The following is a 20170-nucleotide window of genomic DNA, read 5'->3' on the forward strand; positions in this document are numbered from 1 at the left end:
AGCTTTACACCTTGCTTTGCCCCTTACATTCCGGAGACAGCCCATGCCCCGCTGTTGGCCAATTCTGGCTATCGTCACGATTACAGCAGGCGCGCGTGCGCAGGGTCCGGACACGCTCGTTTTCGGCACCACGCACGAAACCGACTCCGTCGTGTACCAATTTGCCAGCGAATATTTGCAGCGTCTGTGCGGTGAGATACATCAGCGCTGCCAATTACAAAACCTGCCGGGCCGGCGCAGCGAAGCGATGCTGGCTAACGGCAGCCTGGCTGGGGAAATGGGACGGGTCAAGGACTATGGCAGCAAGCACCCGCGCTACCAGCGGATAGAAGAGCCGTTCGTGCTGACCAGCACCTACATCTTCACCCCCACCGGCAAACCGGTCATCGACAGCTGGGAAGCGCTGATCCGGCAGGCACGCTCGGTCAGCTACAAGCGCGGCATCTACACCTATCAGACACGCCTGGAAGCGCTGCGGCCACGCATCCAGCCGCACGACGTGCAAAGCGTGCCGGCCTGCCTGCAAATGGTCATCAACGGCCGTGACCAGGCATGCATCTACGACGACGGTAGCCTGAGCGCCGCCTCGCGCGCCATGCTGTCCATGGGAGGCACCGGCAAGCCGCTGGAAGAACTGGGGCTGTATATCTACCTGAGCCCCGACCAGCGCGCACTGGCGCCGGCCATCAACGCCGCAGCGCGCCACCTGCATGCCAAGGGCATTCCGGCGGAGCTGCGGCGCAAGTACTTCCTCAAGTAAGGAAGTCGAACAGCGTGCAGGCCACCACCTTGGTGGCCTTGCGCAGGTCTTCGAGCTTGAGGCGCTCGTCGGCCTTTTTGGCGTTCGATTCGGGCACGGTGCGCGGGCCGGCGCCATACAGCACGGCGGGAATGCCATGTTCGCCGTACAGGCGGGCGTCCGCGTACAGCGGCGTGCCTTGTGCAGGGATCTTCTCGCCGATGAAGGTTTCGGCGTTCTGCTGAATCGCCGCCACCAGCTTTTCCGTGCCCGGACGTTCGCGCAGCGCGTGCGACAGCAACAAGCGCTTGATCTCCAGCGTGATGCCGGGCACACCCTGCACCGCGTTTTCGATCAGCGCGCGCACCTGCGCTTCCACTTCCACCGGATCTTCTTCCGGTATCATGCGGCGGTCCATCTTCAGCACCACTTTGCCCGGTACCACGTTGGTGTTGGTGCCGCCATCGATACGGCCCACCAGCATGGTCGGGGAATCGATGCCGGCGATCTTCGATTTGATCTTTTTCAGCTCCGGCAGCTGGTCGTAGATGGCGTTGAGAATGCGGGTCGCCGCCTGCAGCGCATCGTGGCCGGTTTCCGGCATCGCGCCGTGGCCCGACTTGCCATGCACCGTGATCTCCAGCTGCAGGCAAGCGTTGTGCGCGGTGACGATGTTGTAGCTGAAGCCAGCGGCGATCACGTAATCCGGCTTGGTCAGCTTTTGCTCCAGCAGCCAGCCCGGCCCCAGCAAGCCGCCGAATTCCTCGTCGTAAGTGAAGTGCAGTTCGAGTCCCCCCTTGAGCGGCACGCCCAAAGCCTCCAGCGCGCGCACCGCGAAGATGTAGGTCGCGAAGTCGCACTTGGACACCGCCGCCGCGCGGCCGTAGATATAGCCGTTATCGATCACCCCACCGTATGGCGGGTAAGTCCAGTTATCGCCCGGCGGCACCACGTCGCCATGCGCGTTCAGCGCCAACGTCGGTCCGCCCGCAGCGTAGGGGCGGCGCACGATCAGATTGGTGATGCTCTCCATGCCGTAATCGCGCACGGTCTGCTCCGGCACCGCGTGCTTCTCGGTGATCCAGCCATAGCCCTGTAGCAGTTCCGCCACCATGTAGGCATGCGGCGCGTTGTTGCCGGGTGGGGTATCGGTCGGTACGCGCAGCAGTTGCTGCAGCACGCCGACTTCCTCATCGAAGTGTGCATCGATCCATTCTGCCAGTTGTTGCTTGCTCATTTCGTGTTCCTTCATTTGGCGCCGGATTCATACCAGGCGGCTATCTGCGCCCGTTCGGCATCGGTCATATTGGTCAGGTTAGCCAAAGGCATGGCCTTGGTCTGCACCACCTGCTTGTAGATTTTTTCCGCGTTCTGATGAATCTCGGCGGCGTTATCGAACGCCACGCCCAACGGCGCGGCCGCAAATCCAGGCTGTGTAGGATGCGCCGAGTGGCAGCTCACACAACGCTGTCCAATCACACCCTGCACAGCGTTAAAGGCCGCCGCAGGATCTGCCGCCGGCGCTACCGCAGCAGGCTTGGGCGGCGCAATCGCCACCGCCACGCCAGCCAGCAGCGCCAGGCCAATCGCTGGATAGCGCCATTCCACGCGGCCCTTGTGGCGCAGATTGAAGAAGTGGCGGATGAACACACCGGCCGCCATGATAAACGCCAGCACCAGCCACGCGTGGTCGTTCCGGTAAGTCATCGCGTAGTGGTTGCTGATCATGATGAACAGCACCGGCAGCGTGAAGTAGTTATTGTGCACGCTGCGCTGCTTGGCCTTCTGGCCGTGCACCGGGTCCGGCATGCGGCCGGCCGACATGGCCTCCACCATCTTGCGCTGGCCCGGAATAATCAGCATCAGCACATTGCCGACCATGATGGTGCCGATCAGCGCCCCCACATGGATGTAAGCGGCGCGCCCGCTCAGCACATGCGTCAAACCATATGCCGCGCCGACGATCAGCGCAAAGATCACTACCCCGAACAGGCCATCGCGCTTGCCCAGCGGCGAACGGCACAGCAAATCGTAGACCGTCCATCCCACCACCAGCGTGCCGATGCCGATGCCGACCGCCTGCAGGCTGCTGATGTCGGCCACCGATTTATCGATCATCATCGCCTGCGCGTTGAAGTAGTAAGCGATGGTCAGCAGCGCGATCCCGGACAACCAGGTGGAATACGCTTCCCACTTAAACCAGTGTAATTCCTTCGGCAGCTCGGCCGGCGCCACCAGATACTTCTGCGGATTGTAGAAGCCACCGCCATGCACCGCCCACAGCTCGCCCGACACGCCCTTCTTCGCCAGTTCCGATCCCGGCGCCGGCGGACGGATCGAATTATCCAGCCACACAAAGTAAAACGAGGCGCCTATCCATGCGATGCCGGTGATGATGTGCAGCCAGCGTACGAGCAGATTCGCCCATTCAAGTCCATAAGGGATCAGATATTCCATGTAGTTTTCAAGAGGTCAAAGATGTGGCTAATTTACAGAAGATAAACGGATTTGATTCCTGCTACATGAACATTAGAGTATATTAGACATATCCGATCCCGTATAAAACTTAGCCTGCACATGTCCGCTTTGCCGCAACACCTGGACCTTCACCTGATCCGCATCCTCTACCTGCTGCTGGTCGAGAAAAACGTCTCCCGTGTCGCCCTCAAACTGAATCAGCCGCAGCCCTCGATTTCGGCCTCGCTGCGCAAACTGCGCGAGCTGACCGGCGATCCCATTTTGGTGCGCGGCGCGCGCGGCATGGTGCCGACCCAGCATGGTGAAAGCCTGCTTGCACCAGCAAAGCGCATTCTCGACGAAACCGAGAACCTGTTCCTCAAGAAGGCACCTTTCGTGCCACAGGAAGAGGCACGCACCTTCCACGTCGCCGCGCCGGACTATCTGGACAGCCAGTTCCTGCCTAATCTGGTGGCGCTACTGCGTCGCGGCTCACCCAACAGCCGCGTGAAAATCCATGGCCTTGGCCCCGGTGTCGACTACGTGCGCCTGCTGTCCGATGGCGACATGGACCTGGTCATCGCCAACTGGGACGAACCGCCCGAACACCTGCACATGTCCAAGCTGTTCGAAGATCCCATCATCTGCGTGATGCGCGCCGACTGTCCGTACGCGCTACGCACCGCGGCCGACAAGATGACGATGGACGATTACCTCACGCTACCGCACGTGGCGCCAACCCAGATCCTGCCCGGCTACACCGGCGTGATCGACAACTACCTTGAGCGCCAGGGTTTGCAGCGCAACGTGATGGTGGAATCGGCCTACTTCGGCCTGATCCCGCACATGCTGGCGCAGACCGACCTGGTGCTGACCACCGGCAGCCAGTTCGTGCGTCACTACGAAAAGCTGATGCCCCTGAAGACTTACGCCGTGCCGGTGAAGTTCCCGCCGATGCGTTTCTACCAGCTGTGGCACGAGCGCGTGCACCAGGCGCCGGAACACAAGTGGCTGCGCGAGCAGGTCGGCGCCGCCGCCAAGGCGCTGGCGCAAAAGTAAGCGCGACGATATAAACCTTACCGCATACTGCATATATTGTGGCGGCCCTGCCGCGTTATGATGGAGTCATGATGACACTCTCCGACCTGAATAACTGCGACACCGCCAGCTTCGTCGAACGCCTGCGCGGCATCTACGAACACTCGCCATGGATACCGGAGCGCGCCGCCGTGCAGCGCCCGTTCGCCAACGTCACCGCGCTGAAGCAAGCCATGCAGGCCGTGGTCAGCGCCGCCACGCTGGACGAACAACTGGGCCTGATCCGCGCCCACCCGGAGCTGGCCGGCAAGGCCGCCGTGGCCGGAGAACTCACCGCCGAATCCACCAGCGAACAAGCCAAGTCCGGCCTGCACCTGTGCAGCGCCGAGGAATTCGCCACGCTGCATCAGCTGAACGCTGACTACAACGCCAAATTCGGTTTCCCCTTCATCCTCGCGGTCAAAGGTCCGACCGGACAAGGACTGACACGACAGAGCATCATCGCCACCTTCACGCGCCGCCTGAAGAATCAGCGCGCCGATGAAATCGCGGAATGCCTGCGCCAGATAAAACGCATCGCCGAGATGCGCATCAACGACCTGCTGGCGGTGCAGCTGGAGTTCGGTCCCACCATCATGCAATGGAGCGAAGACCTGGCCGCGTGGAGCGACGACGACGGCGCACTCACCTGCGCCTACATGACGCCCGCCCACCGCAAGACCGCCACCCAGCTGCTGGACTGGATGCGCGCGGCTGGCATGGATGCGCACATCGATGCTGTCGGCAACGTGGTCGGCGTCTACCGCGCCGACGAAGACGACGCCAAAACCCTGATCACCGGCTCGCACTACGACACCGTGCGCAACGGCGGCAAGTACGACGGCCGTCTCGGCATCCTGCTGCCGATCGCCATCGTGCGTAGCCTGCATGCGCGCGGCGAGAGGCTGCCATTCAACTTTGAAATCATCGGCTTCGCGGAAGAAGAAGGCGTGCGTTTCAAGAGCACCTTCCTCGGCAGCACCGCCGTCACTGGCCGCTTCGACCTGTCGCTGCTGGAGCAGCTCGACGCCGATGGCGTCAGCATGCGCGAGGCACTGCTGGCCGCTGGCCACGACGTAGCGCGCATCCCCGCCATCGCCCGCAATCCGGCCGACCTGCTGGGCTTTGTGGAAGTCCATATCGAACAAGGGCCGGTACTGCTGGAGCGCGACCTGCCGCTGGGCGTGGTGACGGCCATCGCCGGCAGCTCGCGCTATCTGGTCGAACTGACCGGCCTCGCCAGCCACGCCGGCACCACGCCGATGAGCATGCGCAAGGACGCCGCCGCAGCGGCAGCCGAAATCGTGCTGCTGGTCGAACAGCGCTGCGCGCAGGCGCCGTCGCTGGTCGGCACCGTCGGCCAGTTGCAAGTGCCGGGCGGCTCGGTCAACGTGATTCCCGGCGCCTGCAAACTGTCGCTGGACATCCGCGCCGCCGATGACGCGGTGCGCCGCGCCGCCGTCAAGGACGTATTGGACGGCATCGCCGCCATCTGCGCGCGCCGCCAGATCGAATCCAGCCTGCAGCTGCTGCTGGACGCCAGCGCCGCGCCATGCGCGCCGCGCCTGATGCGGCAATTCGGCGACGCCATCGAACGCGCCGGCCTGCCGCGCTTCGACCTGCTGTCCGGCGCCGGTCACGACGCCATGGAAATGGCGTCCGTCACCGACGTCGCCATGCTGTTCACACGCTGCGGCAACGGCGGCATCAGCCACAATCCGCTGGAGATCATGACCGCTGACGACGCCGACCTGGCCGCCCGCGTGCTGCTGGACTTCCTGCGTAATTACAACAGTGACAAAAAGTGAGTTTGTTGACAACATAAAAGTCATACAATTCCGGGCCTGAACAGATCGATGTGCTCACCGGCCCGGAGGTTGTCATGGCAGCTCTTAGCAGCAAGCTCGTACAGCTTTTTTCGCTCACCGTTTTATTCCTTTCCGCGCGAGCGGACAACCTTCCCACCGCCGCGATCCACAAGGTAGAAGACACCTACTTCGGTGTCACCGTCAACGACGACTACCGCTATTTTGAAGACGTCAAGAACAAGGAAGTGGCGCAGTGGATCAAGACCCACAGCGACTATGCCCACAACACCCTGACGCATATCGGCGGTCGCGACGCCATGCTGGCCGAGTTGAAGAAACTGGAGTCATCGGTGCCGGGCCGCGTCTACAGCGTGACCCGCACGGCGGGCGATAAATGGTTTTACGAGAATCGCGGCGCGCAGGACAACCAGTTCAAACTATGCATGCGCGTCGGCCTGACCGGCAAAGAGGTGGTACTGGTCGATCCCGACAAAATCGCCAAGCGCGCCGGCAAACCGTACGCCGTCAATTACTTCATGCCTTCGCCGGATGGGCGCTATCTGGCCTACGGCCTGTCGCAGCAGGGTTCCGAAAGCGCCAGCCTGTATCTGATGGACTTGCAGACCGGCCGCAATATCGGCAAGCCGTTCACGCGCGCCGAATTCGGTGCGCCGGACTGGGCTCCGGACAGCAAATCGCTGAACTTCGTGCGGTTGCAGGAAATGAAGCGTGGCATGCAGGCGACCGATAAGTTCCAGAAATCGGCGGTGTGGCACGTCGACCTGCCATCGTTGAAAATATCGGCGGCGCCGGTGTTCAGCCTCAAGTCGCCGGGCGTCGCGATCACGCCGGCCGAGATTCCCTTCACCGATACCAGCCCCGATGGGCGCTGGGTATTTGGTATCGTCGTCAATGGCGTGCAGCGCGAACTCAAGGTCTATGCCACCAGGGCCAGCGACCTCAAAGCTGGCAAGCCATTGTGGCGCAAGCTGGTCGGCTATCAGGACGAAGTGACCGATGTCGCCTACATGAACGACAAGCTGTATCTGCTGTCGCACCTGAAGGCGCCGCGTTCGGAAATCAAGCTGCTGGACATCAATGCGCCAGACGCCGGCACCTCCACGCTGGTCGCGCAAGGCAATCGCGTCATCACCTCCATCGCACCGGCCAGCGATGCGATCTACATCGAAGCGCGCGACGGCAATATCAAGCGCCTGTCGCGCCTGACCTACCAGAACGGCGCCCAGCAGCAGGACGTCAAGCTGCCGCTGGAAGGCACCTTTAATCTCGATGACATGGAATCCAACATCAGCGCCGCCAATCCGCGCTTTCCCGGCGTGGTGCTGGATCTGCAAAGCTGGACCCAGGCGCGCCAGATCTACAGTATCACGGCCGATGGCACAGTGACCAATACCGGCCTTCAGCCGCGAGGCCTGTACGATGCGCCAGCCGACATCGAAGCCCGCGAAGTACTGGTGCGCAGCCATGACGGCGCCATGGTGCCGCTCTCCATCATGTACCGCAAAGGGACGGCGCTGGATGGCCGCAGTCCCACCCTGCTATACGGCTACGGCGCCTACGGCATAACCGAGGAACCGCGCTTCTCGCTGTACCGGCTGGCATGGATCAACCAGGGCGGCGTGTGGGCGGTTGCCAATCCGCGTGGCAGCGGCGTGTTTGGCGAAGAGTGGTATCGCGGCGGCTACCAGGAAACCAAGCCGAATACCTGGAAGGACTTCATCGCCTGCGCCGAATATCTGATCGCACAGGGCTACACCAAGCCCGCCAAACTGGGGATCTACGGCGGCAGCGCCGGCGGCATCCTGGTTGGCCGCGCGATGACGGAACGGCCGGACCTGTTTGCCGCCGTGGTGTCCGCCGTGGGCGTCAACGACACGCTGCGCGCGGAATTCACCGCCAACGGCATTCCCAACATCCCGGAATTCGGCAGCGTCAAAACGGAGGCCGGCTTCAAAGGGCTGCTGGCCATGAGCACCCTGGCCAACGTCAAGGATCACACAGCTTATCCGGCCTTGCTGGTGTATGGCGGCTTTAACGACCCACGGGTCGAGATCTGGCACAGCGCCAAACTGGCGGCACGCGTGCTGGCCGCCAATGACAGCGGCAAACCGGTGCTGCTGCGCGTCGATTACGATGCGGGGCACGGCATCGGCGCCACCAAACAACAACAGCTGGAAGAGCGGGCCGACGTATTCTCCTTCCTGCTATGGCAATTCGGCCAGCCCGGATACGCCTTACGCCCCTGATGGCGACTGCTCGCGCACGTACTGGCGCGGCGAGCAGCCCATCACCCGCTTGAAGGCGGTGCTGAAGGCGCTGTCCGATTCGTAGCCCAGCGATTGCGCGATGGTCGATACCGGCTGATTGGAATGCACCAGCCGGTCGCCGGCCAGCAGCATGCGCCAGCGCGTCAGGTATTCCATTGGCGAGCTGCCAACGGTCTGCTTGAACTTCAGCGCCAGCGTGGAACGCGACATGCCGACATGCTGCGCCAACCGCTCCAGCGTCCAGCGTTGCGCCGGTTCCGCATGCAGCGCGCCGATGGCGCCGCCGATCTGCGGATCGGCCAGCGCATACAGCCAGCCCACGCCGCCGCCCTCTTCAGCCAACACCAGCCGCAGCGCCTGCACCAGCATCATGTGCGCCATGTGCTGCGCGATCAGCGCATGGCCGGGCCGCTGTTCGCGCAGCTCGGCGGCCAACCGCTGCAGCGACCAGCGCAAGGTATCGCGGTCCGACTCCTTGTGCACGTGGGCGATCGGCGGCAGCGCCTCCAGCAGGATGCCTGTGTGCTTGCCGTTGAAGACGAAGTGGCCGCCGACCATGAAGCAGTTACCGCCATCGTTGATGATGCCGATACCGCCTTCCCGCCGCTTGCGCAGCACATCCAGCGCGTTCACCGGCGGCAGCGAGAGATCGCTGGCGATGCGGAACGGCAGGCCACGCGGCAGCAGGAAGCAGTCACCGGATTTCAACAGCACCGGCTCCGGCACGCCCTCCAACGCCAGCCAGCACTGGCCGGAGACGATGGCGTAGCACTTGATGCCCTCGTGCTGGTGGAACTGCAGCGCCCATTCGCCGCCCACGTCGAAGCCGCCGGCCATATAGCTGCTCGGCTTGAGCAGCGAAAGCACATCTGACAATGGATCCATGATTTCCGGACGATCGCAAAGAAAATACGGATTGTATAGCATGGATCGTCTGGCGATGCGCGTCTATCATGCCTCCATCTCAACAAGGAGGACAGCATGAAAGTATTCGTCACCGGAGCAACCGGCTGGGTGGGATCAGCCGTGATACAGGAACTGCGGGCCGCAGGACACGAGGTACTGGGACTGGCGCGCAGCGACGACGGCGCAGCCCTTTTGCGCGAGCGCGGCGTCACCGTGCATCGCGGCTATCTGGAAGATCTGGATGCGCTGGCCGCCGGCGCGCGTGCCTGCGATGGCGTGATCCACACCGCCTTCATACACGACTTCAAGGACTTGAATGCCGCCGGAGAAACCGACCGCCAGGCCATCGAAGCCATCGGCGAAGCGCTGGCAGGCAGTGGCAAGCCGTTCATCACAACGTCTGGCAGCGCGCTGCTGCCACATGGCCGCGTCGGCACCGAGAGCGATGCCGCCAATCCGGACGGCGCGGCCACACACCGCAACGCCTCGGAAGTGCTGACACTGGCGCTGGCCGCGCGCGGCGTACGTACTTCGCTGGTGCGCCTGCCGCCCACGGTGCATGGCGATGGCGACCATGGCTTCGTGCCCATGCTGGTTCGCATCGCGCGCGACAAGGGCATAGCGGCCTATGTGGGCGATGGCCAGAACCGCTGGCCGGCGGTGCACCGCTTCGACGCGGCCCGCCTGTATCGCCTGGTGCTGGAACATGGGGTGGCCGGCACCCGCTATCACGCCGTCGGTGAACAGGCCGTGGCCACGCGGGACATCGCCGCCGCCATTAGCAAAGGATTGGACCTGCCGCTGGCGAGCCTGTCGACCGAGGAAGCGGCAGCGCACTTCGGCTTCCTGGCACGCTTCTTTGGCGCCGACTGCCCAGCCTCCAGCGAACTGACACGGCGGCAGCTGGGCTGGCAGCCTAACGGCCTGCCGCTGCTTGAGGATCTGGCGCTGCACTACTTCCGAGACTGAGCAACGCCGCCGCCACCTGTTCGATAACAGGCTTCCAGCCGCCGTCGCGCGGCTGGCGGAACAGGCGCATGCCTGGATACCACGGCGTATCGTCGCGCTCCTTCATCCAGCGCCAATCGCAGCGATAGTCGGGCAGCAGCAGCCAGCATGGCTTGCCCATGGCGCCGGCCAGATGCGCGACCGCCGTGTCCACGCTGATCACCAGATCGAGATTGGCGATCACCGCCGCCGTCTCCGCAAAATCCGCCAACTGCGATGCGATCGGATACAGCACCATGCCGGCCGGTGGCAACAACGCCTCATCCTCGCCCGCGCCTTTTTGCAGGCTGATGAAATGGGCCGGCACGGCGGCCAGCGGCGCCAGCGTCATCAACGATGGCAGCGAGCGATCGGCGTCGTTTTCGAAATTCGCATTGCCGCGCCAGGCCAGGCCCACGCGCAAGCCTTGCTGCGGTAACGCCTCGCGCCAGTAGGCCACGCGCACCGGTTCCGCATGCAGATAAGGTACATCCGCCGGAATGCTGTCCAGCGTGGTCCCGAACATGCCAGGCAAACGCATCGGCCGCGTCCAGTAATCCCAGCCGCCGGGCAACGCGGTGCCCAACGCGTGCACAGCATCCACGCCTGGCAGCGTGGCGAACAAGCGCACCAGCGCTGGATGGCACACCACGTCCACCCGCACCGCGCCGCGCGCCTTCAGATACGGCGCATAACGGCAGAAATGGATCATGTCGCCATGCCCGGCCTCCAGGCCGATCACAATCGCCTTGCCGTCCAGCGCCTCGCCTTCCCACAACGGACAATCGAAGGACAGCGGAAAATGATCGAACTGCCAGCGCGCCTCCAGCATGCGCCAACCTTCGTCGAAGCGCGCCTGCCGCAGCAGCAGATAACTCAGATTGAACTGCGCGCGCGCATGGCCCGGCTCCAGCGCCAGCGCGCGCCGGTAGCACGCTTCGCCTTCCTCTTCGCGATGCGTACACACCAGCAGCACACCCAATTGACTCAGAGCCGAAGGCGATTGCGGCGCCAGCGTCACTGCCGCCCGCGTCGCCACCTCCGACTCTGCTAGCCGCTTCTCCTTGAACAGCAGGGCACCCAGATTCTGCTGCAGTTGCGCGTGCTCCGGCATCAGCGCAATCGCCTGCCGATAATGGAACTCCGCCTCGGCCGCAATGCCCTGCTGCTCCTTCAGATAACCAAGATTGGCCCGCGCCGCCGCATGCCATGGCTGCAAAGCCAGCGCCTGCAAATAACACGCCTCCGCCGCCGCGAAGTCGCCTGCGGCCATGCGGTGGTTCCCGTCGATATAAGCTTGCTGTGGATCGGTGTGCATCAGGATCGCGCGATGAGCGCCGTCAATTCATGCTCCGGCAGCGGCTTGCTGAACCAATAGCCCTGATAATACTGGCAGCCTTCGGCGGCGACGAAGGCCAACTGCTCCGGCGTTTCCACACCCTCGGCCAGCAGCGACATGTTCAAGGTTTTTCCCAGTGCGGCGATCATGCGGACGATGGCCTCGCCATGGCCTTGCTGGCCGCTTCCGGCGATGAAGGAACGGTCTATCTTCAGCTGCGACAGCGGCAATCGGTGCAGGTAGGACAGCGACGAATAGCCGGTGCCGAAATCGTCCACCGCGAAGCTCACGCCCACGGCGCGCAGGCGTTCCATTTTCAATATCGTGCTTTCCACGTCCTTCAGCAGCAGGCTTTCGGTCAACTCCAGCCGCAGCCGCTCCGGCCGCGCGCCGGTCAGCGTCAACACTTCCAGCACTTGTTCGACAAAGTCGGGCCGGTGGAACTGCACCGGGCTGACGTTGACCGCCATTTCCAGCGTGGCAGTGCGCGTGTCGTCGGCCCAGCGTGCCAGCAACTGGCATGCTTGCAGCAGCACCCAACGACCCAGCTGCAAAATCATATTGGTCTCTTCGGCCAGCGGAATGAATGCGCACGGTGACACCATGCCACGCAGCGGATGCTGCCAGCGGATCAACGCTTCGGCGCCGGCGATCTGACCGTCAGTGCTGGCCAGCGGCTGATAATGCAGTACGAATTCATCGCCCGCCAGCGCGCGCCGCATTTCGCTCTCCAGCTGGGCGCGCGCAGATACCCGCGCCTGCATGCCGGGATCGAAGAGGGATACACAGTTGCGGCCCTCGGCCTTGGCATGGTACATCGCCAGGTCGGCGCGCTTGAGGACTTCGTCGACGGTGGTGGGCTCGCGGCCGAACACCGCCACGCCGATGCTGGTGGTGCTGTAGTGCTGCGCGCCGTCGATTTCGAACGGTTCATGGAACGATTGCAGCACCTTGGTCGCAATCTCCTGCGCCGAAGTGGCGGCGTCGATGCCCAGGTCTTCAAGCAGGATGACGAATTCGTCGCCACCGAAGCGCGCCACCGTGTCGCAGCTGCGCACTGCGTCGTCCAGCCGGTCCGCCACCAGCTGCAGCAGCATGTCGCCCTTGTCGTGACCGCGCGTGTCGTTGATGCTCTTGAAGTTATCGAGGTCGATGAACAGCGCCGCGCCAGGCCGGCCGCCGCGTTGGCCCAGGGCCAGCGCATGCTCCAGCCGGTCCAGCAGCAGCTGGCGGTTGGGCAGGCCGGTCAACTTGTCGTAGAACGCCAGCCGGTGAATCTCCGCTTCGGTGGCCTTGCGGCCGCTGATATCGCGGAAGTAAATGGTCAGTCCCTGTTCGGATGGATAGGCGCGGATCTCGGTCCACAGGTTGAGTGGCGCGTAATGCTCCTCAAACGACACCGGCGTGTTGGTCTCCACCGCCTGGTGATAGGCGCGATAGTAAGGCCCATCCACCGCTTCCGGGAACACGTCCCACAGGTTGCGACCAAGGACATCGGCCCGCACCAAGTGCGTCAGCCGCTCGGCATTGCCGTTCATGTAGCGGATTTCCCACGCATGCCCAAGGATCAGCACCGCGTCCGAAATGCTCTCCAGGGTGGCGGTCAAGGCGGCGCCTTGGAGCGCTTCAACGTGAGATTCGTGTGGTCCTTGCATGGCAATAGCTGGGCATACTGATATGGAACAGTCAGTATGCCCTGAGGCAGGACGCCGGTCAAACCAGCCGTGCGCGCTCCAGCATGGCGTGCAGCAGCACGTTGCAGCCGGCTTCCAGGTGCTCGGCCTTGGCATCTTCGATTTCGTTGTGACTGATGCCGTCCTTGCAAGGCACGAAGATCATGCCGGCTGGCGCCAGGCGGGCGGCGTAGATGGCGTCGTGGCCAGCGCCGGACACCACGTCCATGGTCGAGTAACCCAGTTTGGCGGTGGCGCTGCGCACCGCGTCCACGCACTCCGGATGGAACGGGCATGGCGGGTAGTAGGACACGCGCTCGATCGAAATCTTCAGGCCCGATTCGCTACGCGTCTTGTCGATAAACGCCAGCATCTCTTCGTGCATGGTGTTGAGCAGTTCATCGTTCACGTTGCGCAGGTCGATGCTGAATTTGACCTCGCCCGGGATCACGTTGCGGCTGTTGGGGAACACCTGCACCATGCCCACCGTGCCGCGTCCATACGGCGGGTAGCGGTTGGCGATCGCCACCACTTCCTGCATGATCCTGGTGGACACCTGCAGCGCATCCTTGCGCAGTCCCATCGGCGTGGGGCCGGCGTGGGCTTCCATGCCGGTGACCACGCAGTCGTACCACGACAATCCCATCACGGCCGGCACCACGCCGATCACCTTGTCGGCGTCTTCCAGCACCGGGCCTTGTTCGATATGGGTTTCGAAGTAGGCGCCGATTGGATGGTCTCCCGGCACTTGCGGGCCTTTGTAGCCGATGCGTTCCAGTTCTTCGCCCACCGTTTTGCCATCGACGTCTTTCGCCGCGTAGGCGGTTTCCAGGCTGAAGGCGCCGCAGAATACGCCGGAGCCCATCATCACCGGCACGAAACGCGAGCCTTCTTCGTTGGTCCAGAAGGCGACTTCGATCGGCGCTTCGGTTTTGATTTTGAGGTCGTTCAGCGTGCGCACCACTTCCAGCCCGGCCAGCACACCGTAGTTGCCGTCGAATTTACCGCCGGTGGGCTGGGTGTCGATATGGCTGCCGGTCATCACCGGCGGCAGCGCGTTGTTCGTGCCGTCGCGGCGCATGAACACATTGCCGATCTGGTCGATGGTGATGGACATGCCGGCTTCCTTACCCCAGCCGACCACCAGATCGCGGCCCTGCTTGTCGAGGTCCGTCAGCGCCAGGCGTTTGACGCCGCCCTTTTCCGTCGCGCCGATCCGCGCCAGTTCCATCAGCGATGCCCACAGGCGGTCACCATTAATTTGCATCTCATACTCCTTAACGTGCCGACGTTGCTTTGAACGCCGGCCGATTGATATAGCGGCCCGCGCCCTCGACGGCCATCAGCACGCCGCGATGGAACACGACGTTACCGGCAGCCAGCGTGGTGCTGGGGATGCCGCGCACGGTGCGGCCTTCGAACACATTGAAACCACCCTTGGCGAACTGCGTCAGCGCGGAGATGGTACGCGTACCTTCGGGGTCCCACACCACCACGTCCGCATCCGCGCCCGGCGCGATCACGCCCTTGCGCGGATAGATGTTGAAAATCTGCGCCGTATTGGTCGAGGTGATGCGCACGAATTCCGACGGCGTCAGCATGCCGCTGTTGACGCCCGCATCCCACACCACCGACATGCGGTCTTCGACCCCACCGCAGCCATTCGGAATTTTGGTGAAATCGTCCTTGCCCATCGCCTTCTGCTCGGCGCAGAAGGTGCAGTGATCGGTGGCCGTGGTGTGCAGATTGCCGCCGCGCAGACCTTGCCACAACGCGGCCTGATGATGCTTGCTGCGGAACGGAGGGCTCATCACATGGCCCGCCGCGAATTCCAGGTCATCACTCTGGTACACGCTGTCGTCGATCACCAGATGGCCGGCCAGCGCCTCGCCATACACTCGCTGACCATGCGCGCTGGCGCGCGTGATCGCCTCCAGCGATTCGGCGCAGGAGACGTGCACGATATAGATCGGCGTATTCATCACATTGGCGATGGCGATCGCACGGTTGGCCGCTTCCGCCTCCACTTCCGGAGGACGCGACAACGGATGCGAGCTTGGCCCGGTCAGCCCACGCTTGATCAGATCCTGCTGCAGCTGGTACACCAGCTCACCGTTCTCCGCGTGCACGGTCGGAATCGCGCCCAGCTCAAGACAGCGGCGGAAGCTCTTCACCAGCGTTTCATCATCGGCCATGATGGCGTTCTTGTACGCCATGAAGTGCTTGAAGCTGTTGACGCCATGGTCCTTCACCAGTATGCCCATGTCGCGGTGCACCGTCTCGTCCCACCAGGTGATCGCGACGTGGAAGGTGTAATCGCCGGCCGACTTCTGCGCCCACTCGCGCCACTGCTGATACGCCTCGATCAGATTCTGCTTCGGCGAAGGAATCACGAAATCGATGATGGAGGTGGTGCCGCCGGCCAGGCCGGCGGCGGTGCCGGTATAGAAATCATCCTGCGTCACCGTGCCCATAAAGGGCAGGTTCATGTGCGTGTGCGGATCTATCCCGCCCGGCATCACATACTGACCGCCGGCGTCGATCACCTTGGCGCCGGCCGGCACTTCCAGATTCTCGCCAACGGCGATGATCTTGTCGCCATCGCACAGCACATCGGCGCGGAAGGCGCGGTCGGCGTTGACGACAGTGCCGCCACGGATGATGGTCTTCATAAAACGTCTCCTTACGGGTGAGCCGGCGCGCGCACTGCGGGCACGGTTTTCCCTTTCATCATTACCCCATACACCACGGCCGAAATGGCCAGGCCAACGAACCAGGCGTAGGTATAAATCGTTTTAAACGCGACCGACACGTCCGGGAAGGAGGCCGGGAAAGCGGCGTTGAGGAAGCCGGGTATATTCGGCAGCACGCCCACCACGAACGCCGCCACCGCCGCCATGTTCCAGCCCTTGCCGTACGAGTACTGGCCATCTTCGCGATACAGCTCGGTGACATTCAACTCCGTCTTGCGCACCAGGTAGTAGTCGACAATCAGCACGCCGGCGATAGGACCGAGCAGCGCCGAGTAGCCCACCAGCCAGGTAAAGATATAGCCTTGCGTCGATTCCAGTATCTTCCACGGCATCATCAGAATGGCGATGGTGGCGGTGATGTAGCCGCCGACCTTGTAGCTGATCTGCTTCGGCGCCAGCGACGAGAAATCATACGCCGGGCCGACCAGATTCGCCGCCAGGTTCACCGACACGGTATCGATCAACAGAATCAGCAGCGCCACCAGCACCGCCGCGCCGGTCATGCGGCTGGACAGGTCGACCGGGTCCCAGATCGCCTTGCCGTACAAGACCACCGTGGCCGACGTGACGATCACCGCCATCGCCGCCAGCAGGCCCATAGGGATCGGCAGGCCGACCGACTGGCCAATCACCTGGTCGCGCTGGGTTTTGGCGAAGCGCGTAAAGTCCGGAATGTTCAATGCCAGCGTGGCCCAGAAGCCCACCATGGCCGTCAGCGAAGGCCAGAATACGGCCCAGAACTGGCCCGCCTTCTTGCCGCCTTCGACAAACTGCGATGGTGCCGACAGCAGATCGCCAAAGCCGCCGGCCTTGCTGTACACCCAGCCGAGCAGCACGAAGCAGATCAGGATCTTCAGCGGCGCGGTATAGGTTTCCAATTTGCGGATCGCATCCATGCCATGCACGATGTAGTAGAACTGAATCGCCCAGAACACCAGGAAGCACAACAGCTGCGAGCCGTTGATGCCCAGCCCAGCGATCTTGTCGCCGCCGATTTCGCCGCCCATCATCACGCCCAGCAGCGTGTAGATCATCTGACCGCCAAACCAGGTCTGGATGCCGTACCAGCCGCAGGCCACAATCGCGCGCATCAGCGCCGGCAGCTTGGCGCCGGAGGTGCCGAACGAGGCGCGCGCCAGCACCGCATACGGAATACCGTACTTGGTGCCGGCATGACCGATCAGCAGCATCGGCAGCAGCACGATGGCATTCGCCAGGAACACCGTCAGCACCGCCTGGTAACCCGACATGCCGCCTTCGATCAAACTGGCGGACAGCGTGTAAGCCGGAATGCACATCACCATGCCGACCCACAGCGCGGAGAAGTGATACCAGCGCCAGGTACGCTGCGCCGCCGTGGTCGGTGCCAGGTCTTCGTTCCAGAGTTGCGTGCTGCCAGATAGTTCTGTGCTCAAGGCGTTCTCCAAAAAGGTTGAGTTATCGCTTTAACACTGCAAGTTCCGTACCTATGCAGCCTCCACCACCTTGATATTTTCCGCACGCGGATTGCGCGGGTCCTGAGTCCAGTTCATGTATGGCTTGCCGGTATCCTGCGGCACCATCGTGATGCAACCCTGCACCGGACAGGTGATCTCGCACAGATTACACCCAACACACTCCTCTTTGTTCACTTCATACGTGCGCGTGCCGGTGACCGCATCGATCAGCTGATTGATCGATTGGTGCGAGGTATCTTCGCACGCCACGTAGCAGCGGCCGCACTTGATGCAATCATCCTGATTGATCTGCGCGATCACCTGATAGTTCATGTTCAGGTATTTCCAGTCGGTGGTATTGGGCACTGCCTTGCCGACGAAATCGGCAACGCTCTTGTAGCCCTTCTGATCCATCCAGCGCGACAAGCCATCCTTCATCTCTTCAACGATGCGGAAGCCGTGCAGCATCGCCGCCGTGCAGACCTGCACGCAGCCCGATCCCAGCGCCATGAACTCGGCCGCGTCGCGCCAGTTGCCAATGCCGCCGATGCCGGAAATCGGCAAGCCCGCCGTTTGCGGATCGCGCGCGATCTCGGCCACCATGTTGAGCGCGATCGGCTTCACCGCCGAACCACAGTAACCACCGTGAGTGCTGGCGCCGCCCACAATCGGGAACGCCACCATCTGGTCCAGATCCAGATGCGTGATCGAGTTGATGGTGTTGATCAGCGAGACCGCATCCGCACCGCCAGCCTTGGCGGCGCGCGCCGGCGCGCGCACGTCGGTGATGTTGGGCGTCAGCTTGACGATGACCGGCAGCTTGCTGTGTGTCTTGCACCAGCGCGTCACCATCTCCACGTACTCCGGCACCTGGCCCACGGCCGCACCCATGCCGCGCTCCGGCATGCCGTGCGGGCAGCCGAAATTCAGCTCGATGCCATCGGCGCCGGTGGCTTCCACTTTCGGCATGATCTCGGCCCACAGCGCTTCCTCACAAGGCAGCATCAGCGAGACGATGATCACGCGGTCCGGCCAGTCCTTCTTCACCTGCGTGATCTCTTGCAGATTGAGTTCCAGCGAACGGTCGGTAATCAACTCGATGTTGTTGAAGCCGAGGACTTCGCGGTTCTTGCCGTAATGCGCCGAGTAGCGCGACGACACGTTGACGGCGGCGGGGTCTTCACCCAGCGTCTTCCACACCACACCGCCCCAACCGGCTTCAAATGCGCGCACCACGTTGTAGGCTTTATCGGTCGGCGGCGCGGAGGCCAGCCAGAACGGGTTGATGGATTTGATGCCGCAGAATTCTATGCTCAGGTCAGCCATTATGCAGCCTCCTTCAGACCGTTGATGTCGTGATGAATGGCGTGTGCCGCCAGCTTGCCGTGTTGGACCGCTTGCACGGTCAGATCCTGTCCAGGCGCCACACAATCGCCGCCGGCGTAGATGCGCGGCAGGACTGTGCGGAACTGATCGTCGACGTGGATTTTGTCACCGTCGCGTTTCAGCGTTTTCGCCAGCGGATCGCTGATGCTCGTTTCGTCCATGCTCTGGCCGATGGCTTTGAAGATCGCGTCGGCCGCGATCTCGAAGGTCTCGCCGGTGCCGGACAGGCGGCCATTGACCACCGCCGTTTTCTCGAAGCGCATGCCGCGTACGCGGCCGCCGTCATCCAGCAGTACTTGCTGCGGCTGTGCCCAGGTGCGCATGCGAACCTGATTCTCTTTGGCGATGTGCTGTTCGTGTTCGGTCGCGCTCATCGCTTCGAAGCCGCGACGGTAGACCAGCGTGACTTCGTCCGCACCCAGACGCTGGATCTGCACCGCCATGTCGATCGCGGTATTGCCGGCGCCGACGACGATGGCGCGCGAAGGCACCGGCAGCTTGCTCAGGTCATCGGCCTGACGCAGTTCGGCGATGTAGTCGACGGCGGCCAACAGGCCGGGCGCTTCTTCGCCGGTGAGGCCGAGCTGCTTGCTGGCGCCCAGGCCAAGGCCAAGGAAAACGGCATCGTATTCCGCATGCAGGTCTTTCAGCTGCACGTTACCGCCCAAGGTCTGGCCATGCTTGATGCTGATGCCGCCGATCTGCAGCAGGAAGTCAACTTCCTTCTGTGCGAAGTTGTCGGTCAGTTTGTACTTGGCGATGCCGTATTCATTGAGGCCACCGGATTTTTCTTTGGCTTCGTAGATCACCACGTCGTTGCCCAGCATGGCCAGGCGGTGCGCGCACGACAGGCCGGCGGGGCCGGCGCCGACCACGGCGATCTTCTTGCCGGTTACGGCGGCGCGCTGGAATGGATGTTCTTCGAACTGCATATTGTCGATGGCGTAGCGCTGCAGCAGGCCGATTTTCACCGGCTGGCCTTCGGCATCGTGATTGCGCACGCAGGCATCTTCACACAGGATTTCGGTCGGACAGACACGCGAGCAGCTGCCGCCAAGGATGTTCTGTTTGAGGATACCGGCGGCGGCGCCGTTGATATTTTCGTCGTGGATGTTGCGGATAAAACTGGCCACATCGATATCCGACGGGCAGATGCGCGTGCACGGCGCATCGTAGCAATACAGGCAGCGCGAGGATTCAATGGCGGCCTGTCGTGCGTTCAGCGCCGGTGCCAGATCAGTGAAGTGTTTCGCCAGTGATTCATTGGCTTCCTTCGATTTCGGCAGGTAGCTTAGCGATTCGAGAATCATGTTGGTTCCTG

15 protein-coding genes are annotated in these 20170 nt (G+C 62.7%); 5 read left to right on the forward strand and 10 right to left on the reverse strand.

All coding sequences use genetic code 11. From position 1 onward, the window contains the following. The first annotated feature begins 43 nt into the window (after nucleotides 1–43). A complete protein-coding gene (locus GJ699_RS16135; protein WP_154378027.1) occupies nucleotides 44–760 on the forward strand; it encodes a transporter substrate-binding domain-containing protein in 717 nt (238 codons plus the stop codon). Here the strand turns inward: GJ699_RS16135 and GJ699_RS16140 are convergent. Then, nucleotides 753–1976 (reverse strand): ArgE/DapE family deacylase, encoded by a 1224-nt coding sequence (locus GJ699_RS16140; protein ID WP_154378029.1) that lies wholly within the window; start codon nucleotides 1974–1976, stop codon nucleotides 753–755. The genes GJ699_RS16135 and GJ699_RS16140 overlap by 8 nt on opposite strands. Before the next feature lie 11 nt (nucleotides 1977–1987). Then, nucleotides 1988–3196, reverse strand: a complete 1209-nt coding sequence (locus tag GJ699_RS16145; protein ID WP_154378031.1) for a urate hydroxylase PuuD — start codon at nucleotides 3194–3196, stop codon at nucleotides 1988–1990. Between the two features lie 120 nt (nucleotides 3197–3316). Between GJ699_RS16145 and GJ699_RS16150 the strand changes: the two genes are divergently transcribed. The 3 genes from GJ699_RS16150 (at nucleotide 3317) to GJ699_RS16160 (ending at nucleotide 8348) form a co-directional block, all read left to right on the forward strand. Beyond that, the gene (locus tag GJ699_RS16150) at nucleotides 3317–4255 is read left to right on the forward strand and encodes a LysR substrate-binding domain-containing protein (RefSeq protein WP_154378033.1); all 939 of its coding nucleotides are present in this window, start codon (nucleotides 3317–3319) and stop codon (nucleotides 4253–4255) included. 68 nt (nucleotides 4256–4323) lie between these two features. Then, nucleotides 4324–6081, forward strand: a complete 1758-nt coding sequence (locus GJ699_RS16155; RefSeq protein ID WP_154378035.1) for an allantoate amidohydrolase — start codon at nucleotides 4324–4326, stop codon at nucleotides 6079–6081. Between the two features lie 74 nt (nucleotides 6082–6155). Then, nucleotides 6156–8348: a prolyl oligopeptidase family serine peptidase gene (locus tag GJ699_RS16160; RefSeq protein WP_154378037.1), complete on the forward strand. Its 2193-nt coding sequence runs from the start codon at nucleotides 6156–6158 to the stop codon at nucleotides 8346–8348. Here GJ699_RS16160 and GJ699_RS16165 read toward each other — a convergent pair. Beyond that, a complete protein-coding gene (locus GJ699_RS16165) occupies nucleotides 8337–9254 on the reverse strand; it encodes an AraC family transcriptional regulator (RefSeq protein WP_154378039.1) in 918 nt (305 codons plus the stop codon). The genes GJ699_RS16160 and GJ699_RS16165 overlap by 12 nt on opposite strands. Before the next feature lie 96 nt (nucleotides 9255–9350). On the opposite strand from GJ699_RS16165, the gene GJ699_RS16170 reads away from it, so the two are divergent. Next, nucleotides 9351–10244, forward strand: a complete 894-nt coding sequence (locus tag GJ699_RS16170; RefSeq protein WP_154378041.1) for an SDR family oxidoreductase — start codon at nucleotides 9351–9353, stop codon at nucleotides 10242–10244. Here the strand turns inward: GJ699_RS16170 and GJ699_RS16175 are convergent. From GJ699_RS16175 to GJ699_RS16205, 7 genes are all read right to left on the reverse strand, one after another. Beyond that, entirely contained in the window at nucleotides 10192–11580 is a 1389-nt protein-coding gene (locus tag GJ699_RS16175; RefSeq protein WP_154378043.1) for a tetratricopeptide repeat protein, read from the reverse strand. The two genes, GJ699_RS16170 and GJ699_RS16175, sit on opposite strands and share 53 nt — an antisense overlap. Next, nucleotides 11580–13208, reverse strand: coding sequence for a putative bifunctional diguanylate cyclase/phosphodiesterase (locus tag GJ699_RS16180; protein WP_229262125.1), 1629 nt, complete (start codon nucleotides 13206–13208; stop codon nucleotides 11580–11582). The genes GJ699_RS16175 and GJ699_RS16180 overlap by 1 nt, the downstream gene beginning before the upstream one ends. 106 nt (nucleotides 13209–13314) lie before the next feature. Beyond that, a complete protein-coding gene (locus GJ699_RS16185; RefSeq protein ID WP_154378047.1) occupies nucleotides 13315–14541 on the reverse strand; it encodes a Zn-dependent hydrolase in 1227 nt (408 codons plus the stop codon). A 10-nt stretch (nucleotides 14542–14551) separates the two neighbouring features. After that, complete coding sequence (gene hydA, locus GJ699_RS16190) at nucleotides 14552–15946, reverse strand: dihydropyrimidinase (RefSeq protein ID WP_154378049.1); 1395 nt, start codon at nucleotides 15944–15946, stop codon at nucleotides 14552–14554. Between the two features lie 11 nt (nucleotides 15947–15957). Further along, the gene (locus GJ699_RS16195) at nucleotides 15958–17442 is read right to left on the reverse strand and encodes an NCS1 family nucleobase:cation symporter-1 (RefSeq protein WP_154378051.1); all 1485 of its coding nucleotides are present in this window, start codon (nucleotides 17440–17442) and stop codon (nucleotides 15958–15960) included. Nucleotides 17443–17493: 51 nt separating this feature from the next. Continuing rightward, the gene (gene preA / locus GJ699_RS16200) at nucleotides 17494–18789 is read right to left on the reverse strand and encodes an NAD-dependent dihydropyrimidine dehydrogenase subunit PreA (protein ID WP_154378053.1); all 1296 of its coding nucleotides are present in this window, start codon (nucleotides 18787–18789) and stop codon (nucleotides 17494–17496) included. Continuing rightward, entirely contained in the window at nucleotides 18789–20159 is a 1371-nt protein-coding gene (locus GJ699_RS16205) for an NAD(P)-dependent oxidoreductase (protein WP_154378055.1), read from the reverse strand. Before GJ699_RS16205 ends, preA begins: the two co-directional genes overlap by 1 nt. Between the last annotated feature and the right edge of the window lie 11 nt (nucleotides 20160–20170).

Origin of the sequence: Duganella guangzhouensis, from assembly GCF_009674535.1 — a bacterium.
GTDB lineage: Bacteria > Pseudomonadota > Gammaproteobacteria > Burkholderiales > Burkholderiaceae_D > Rugamonas > Rugamonas guangzhouensis.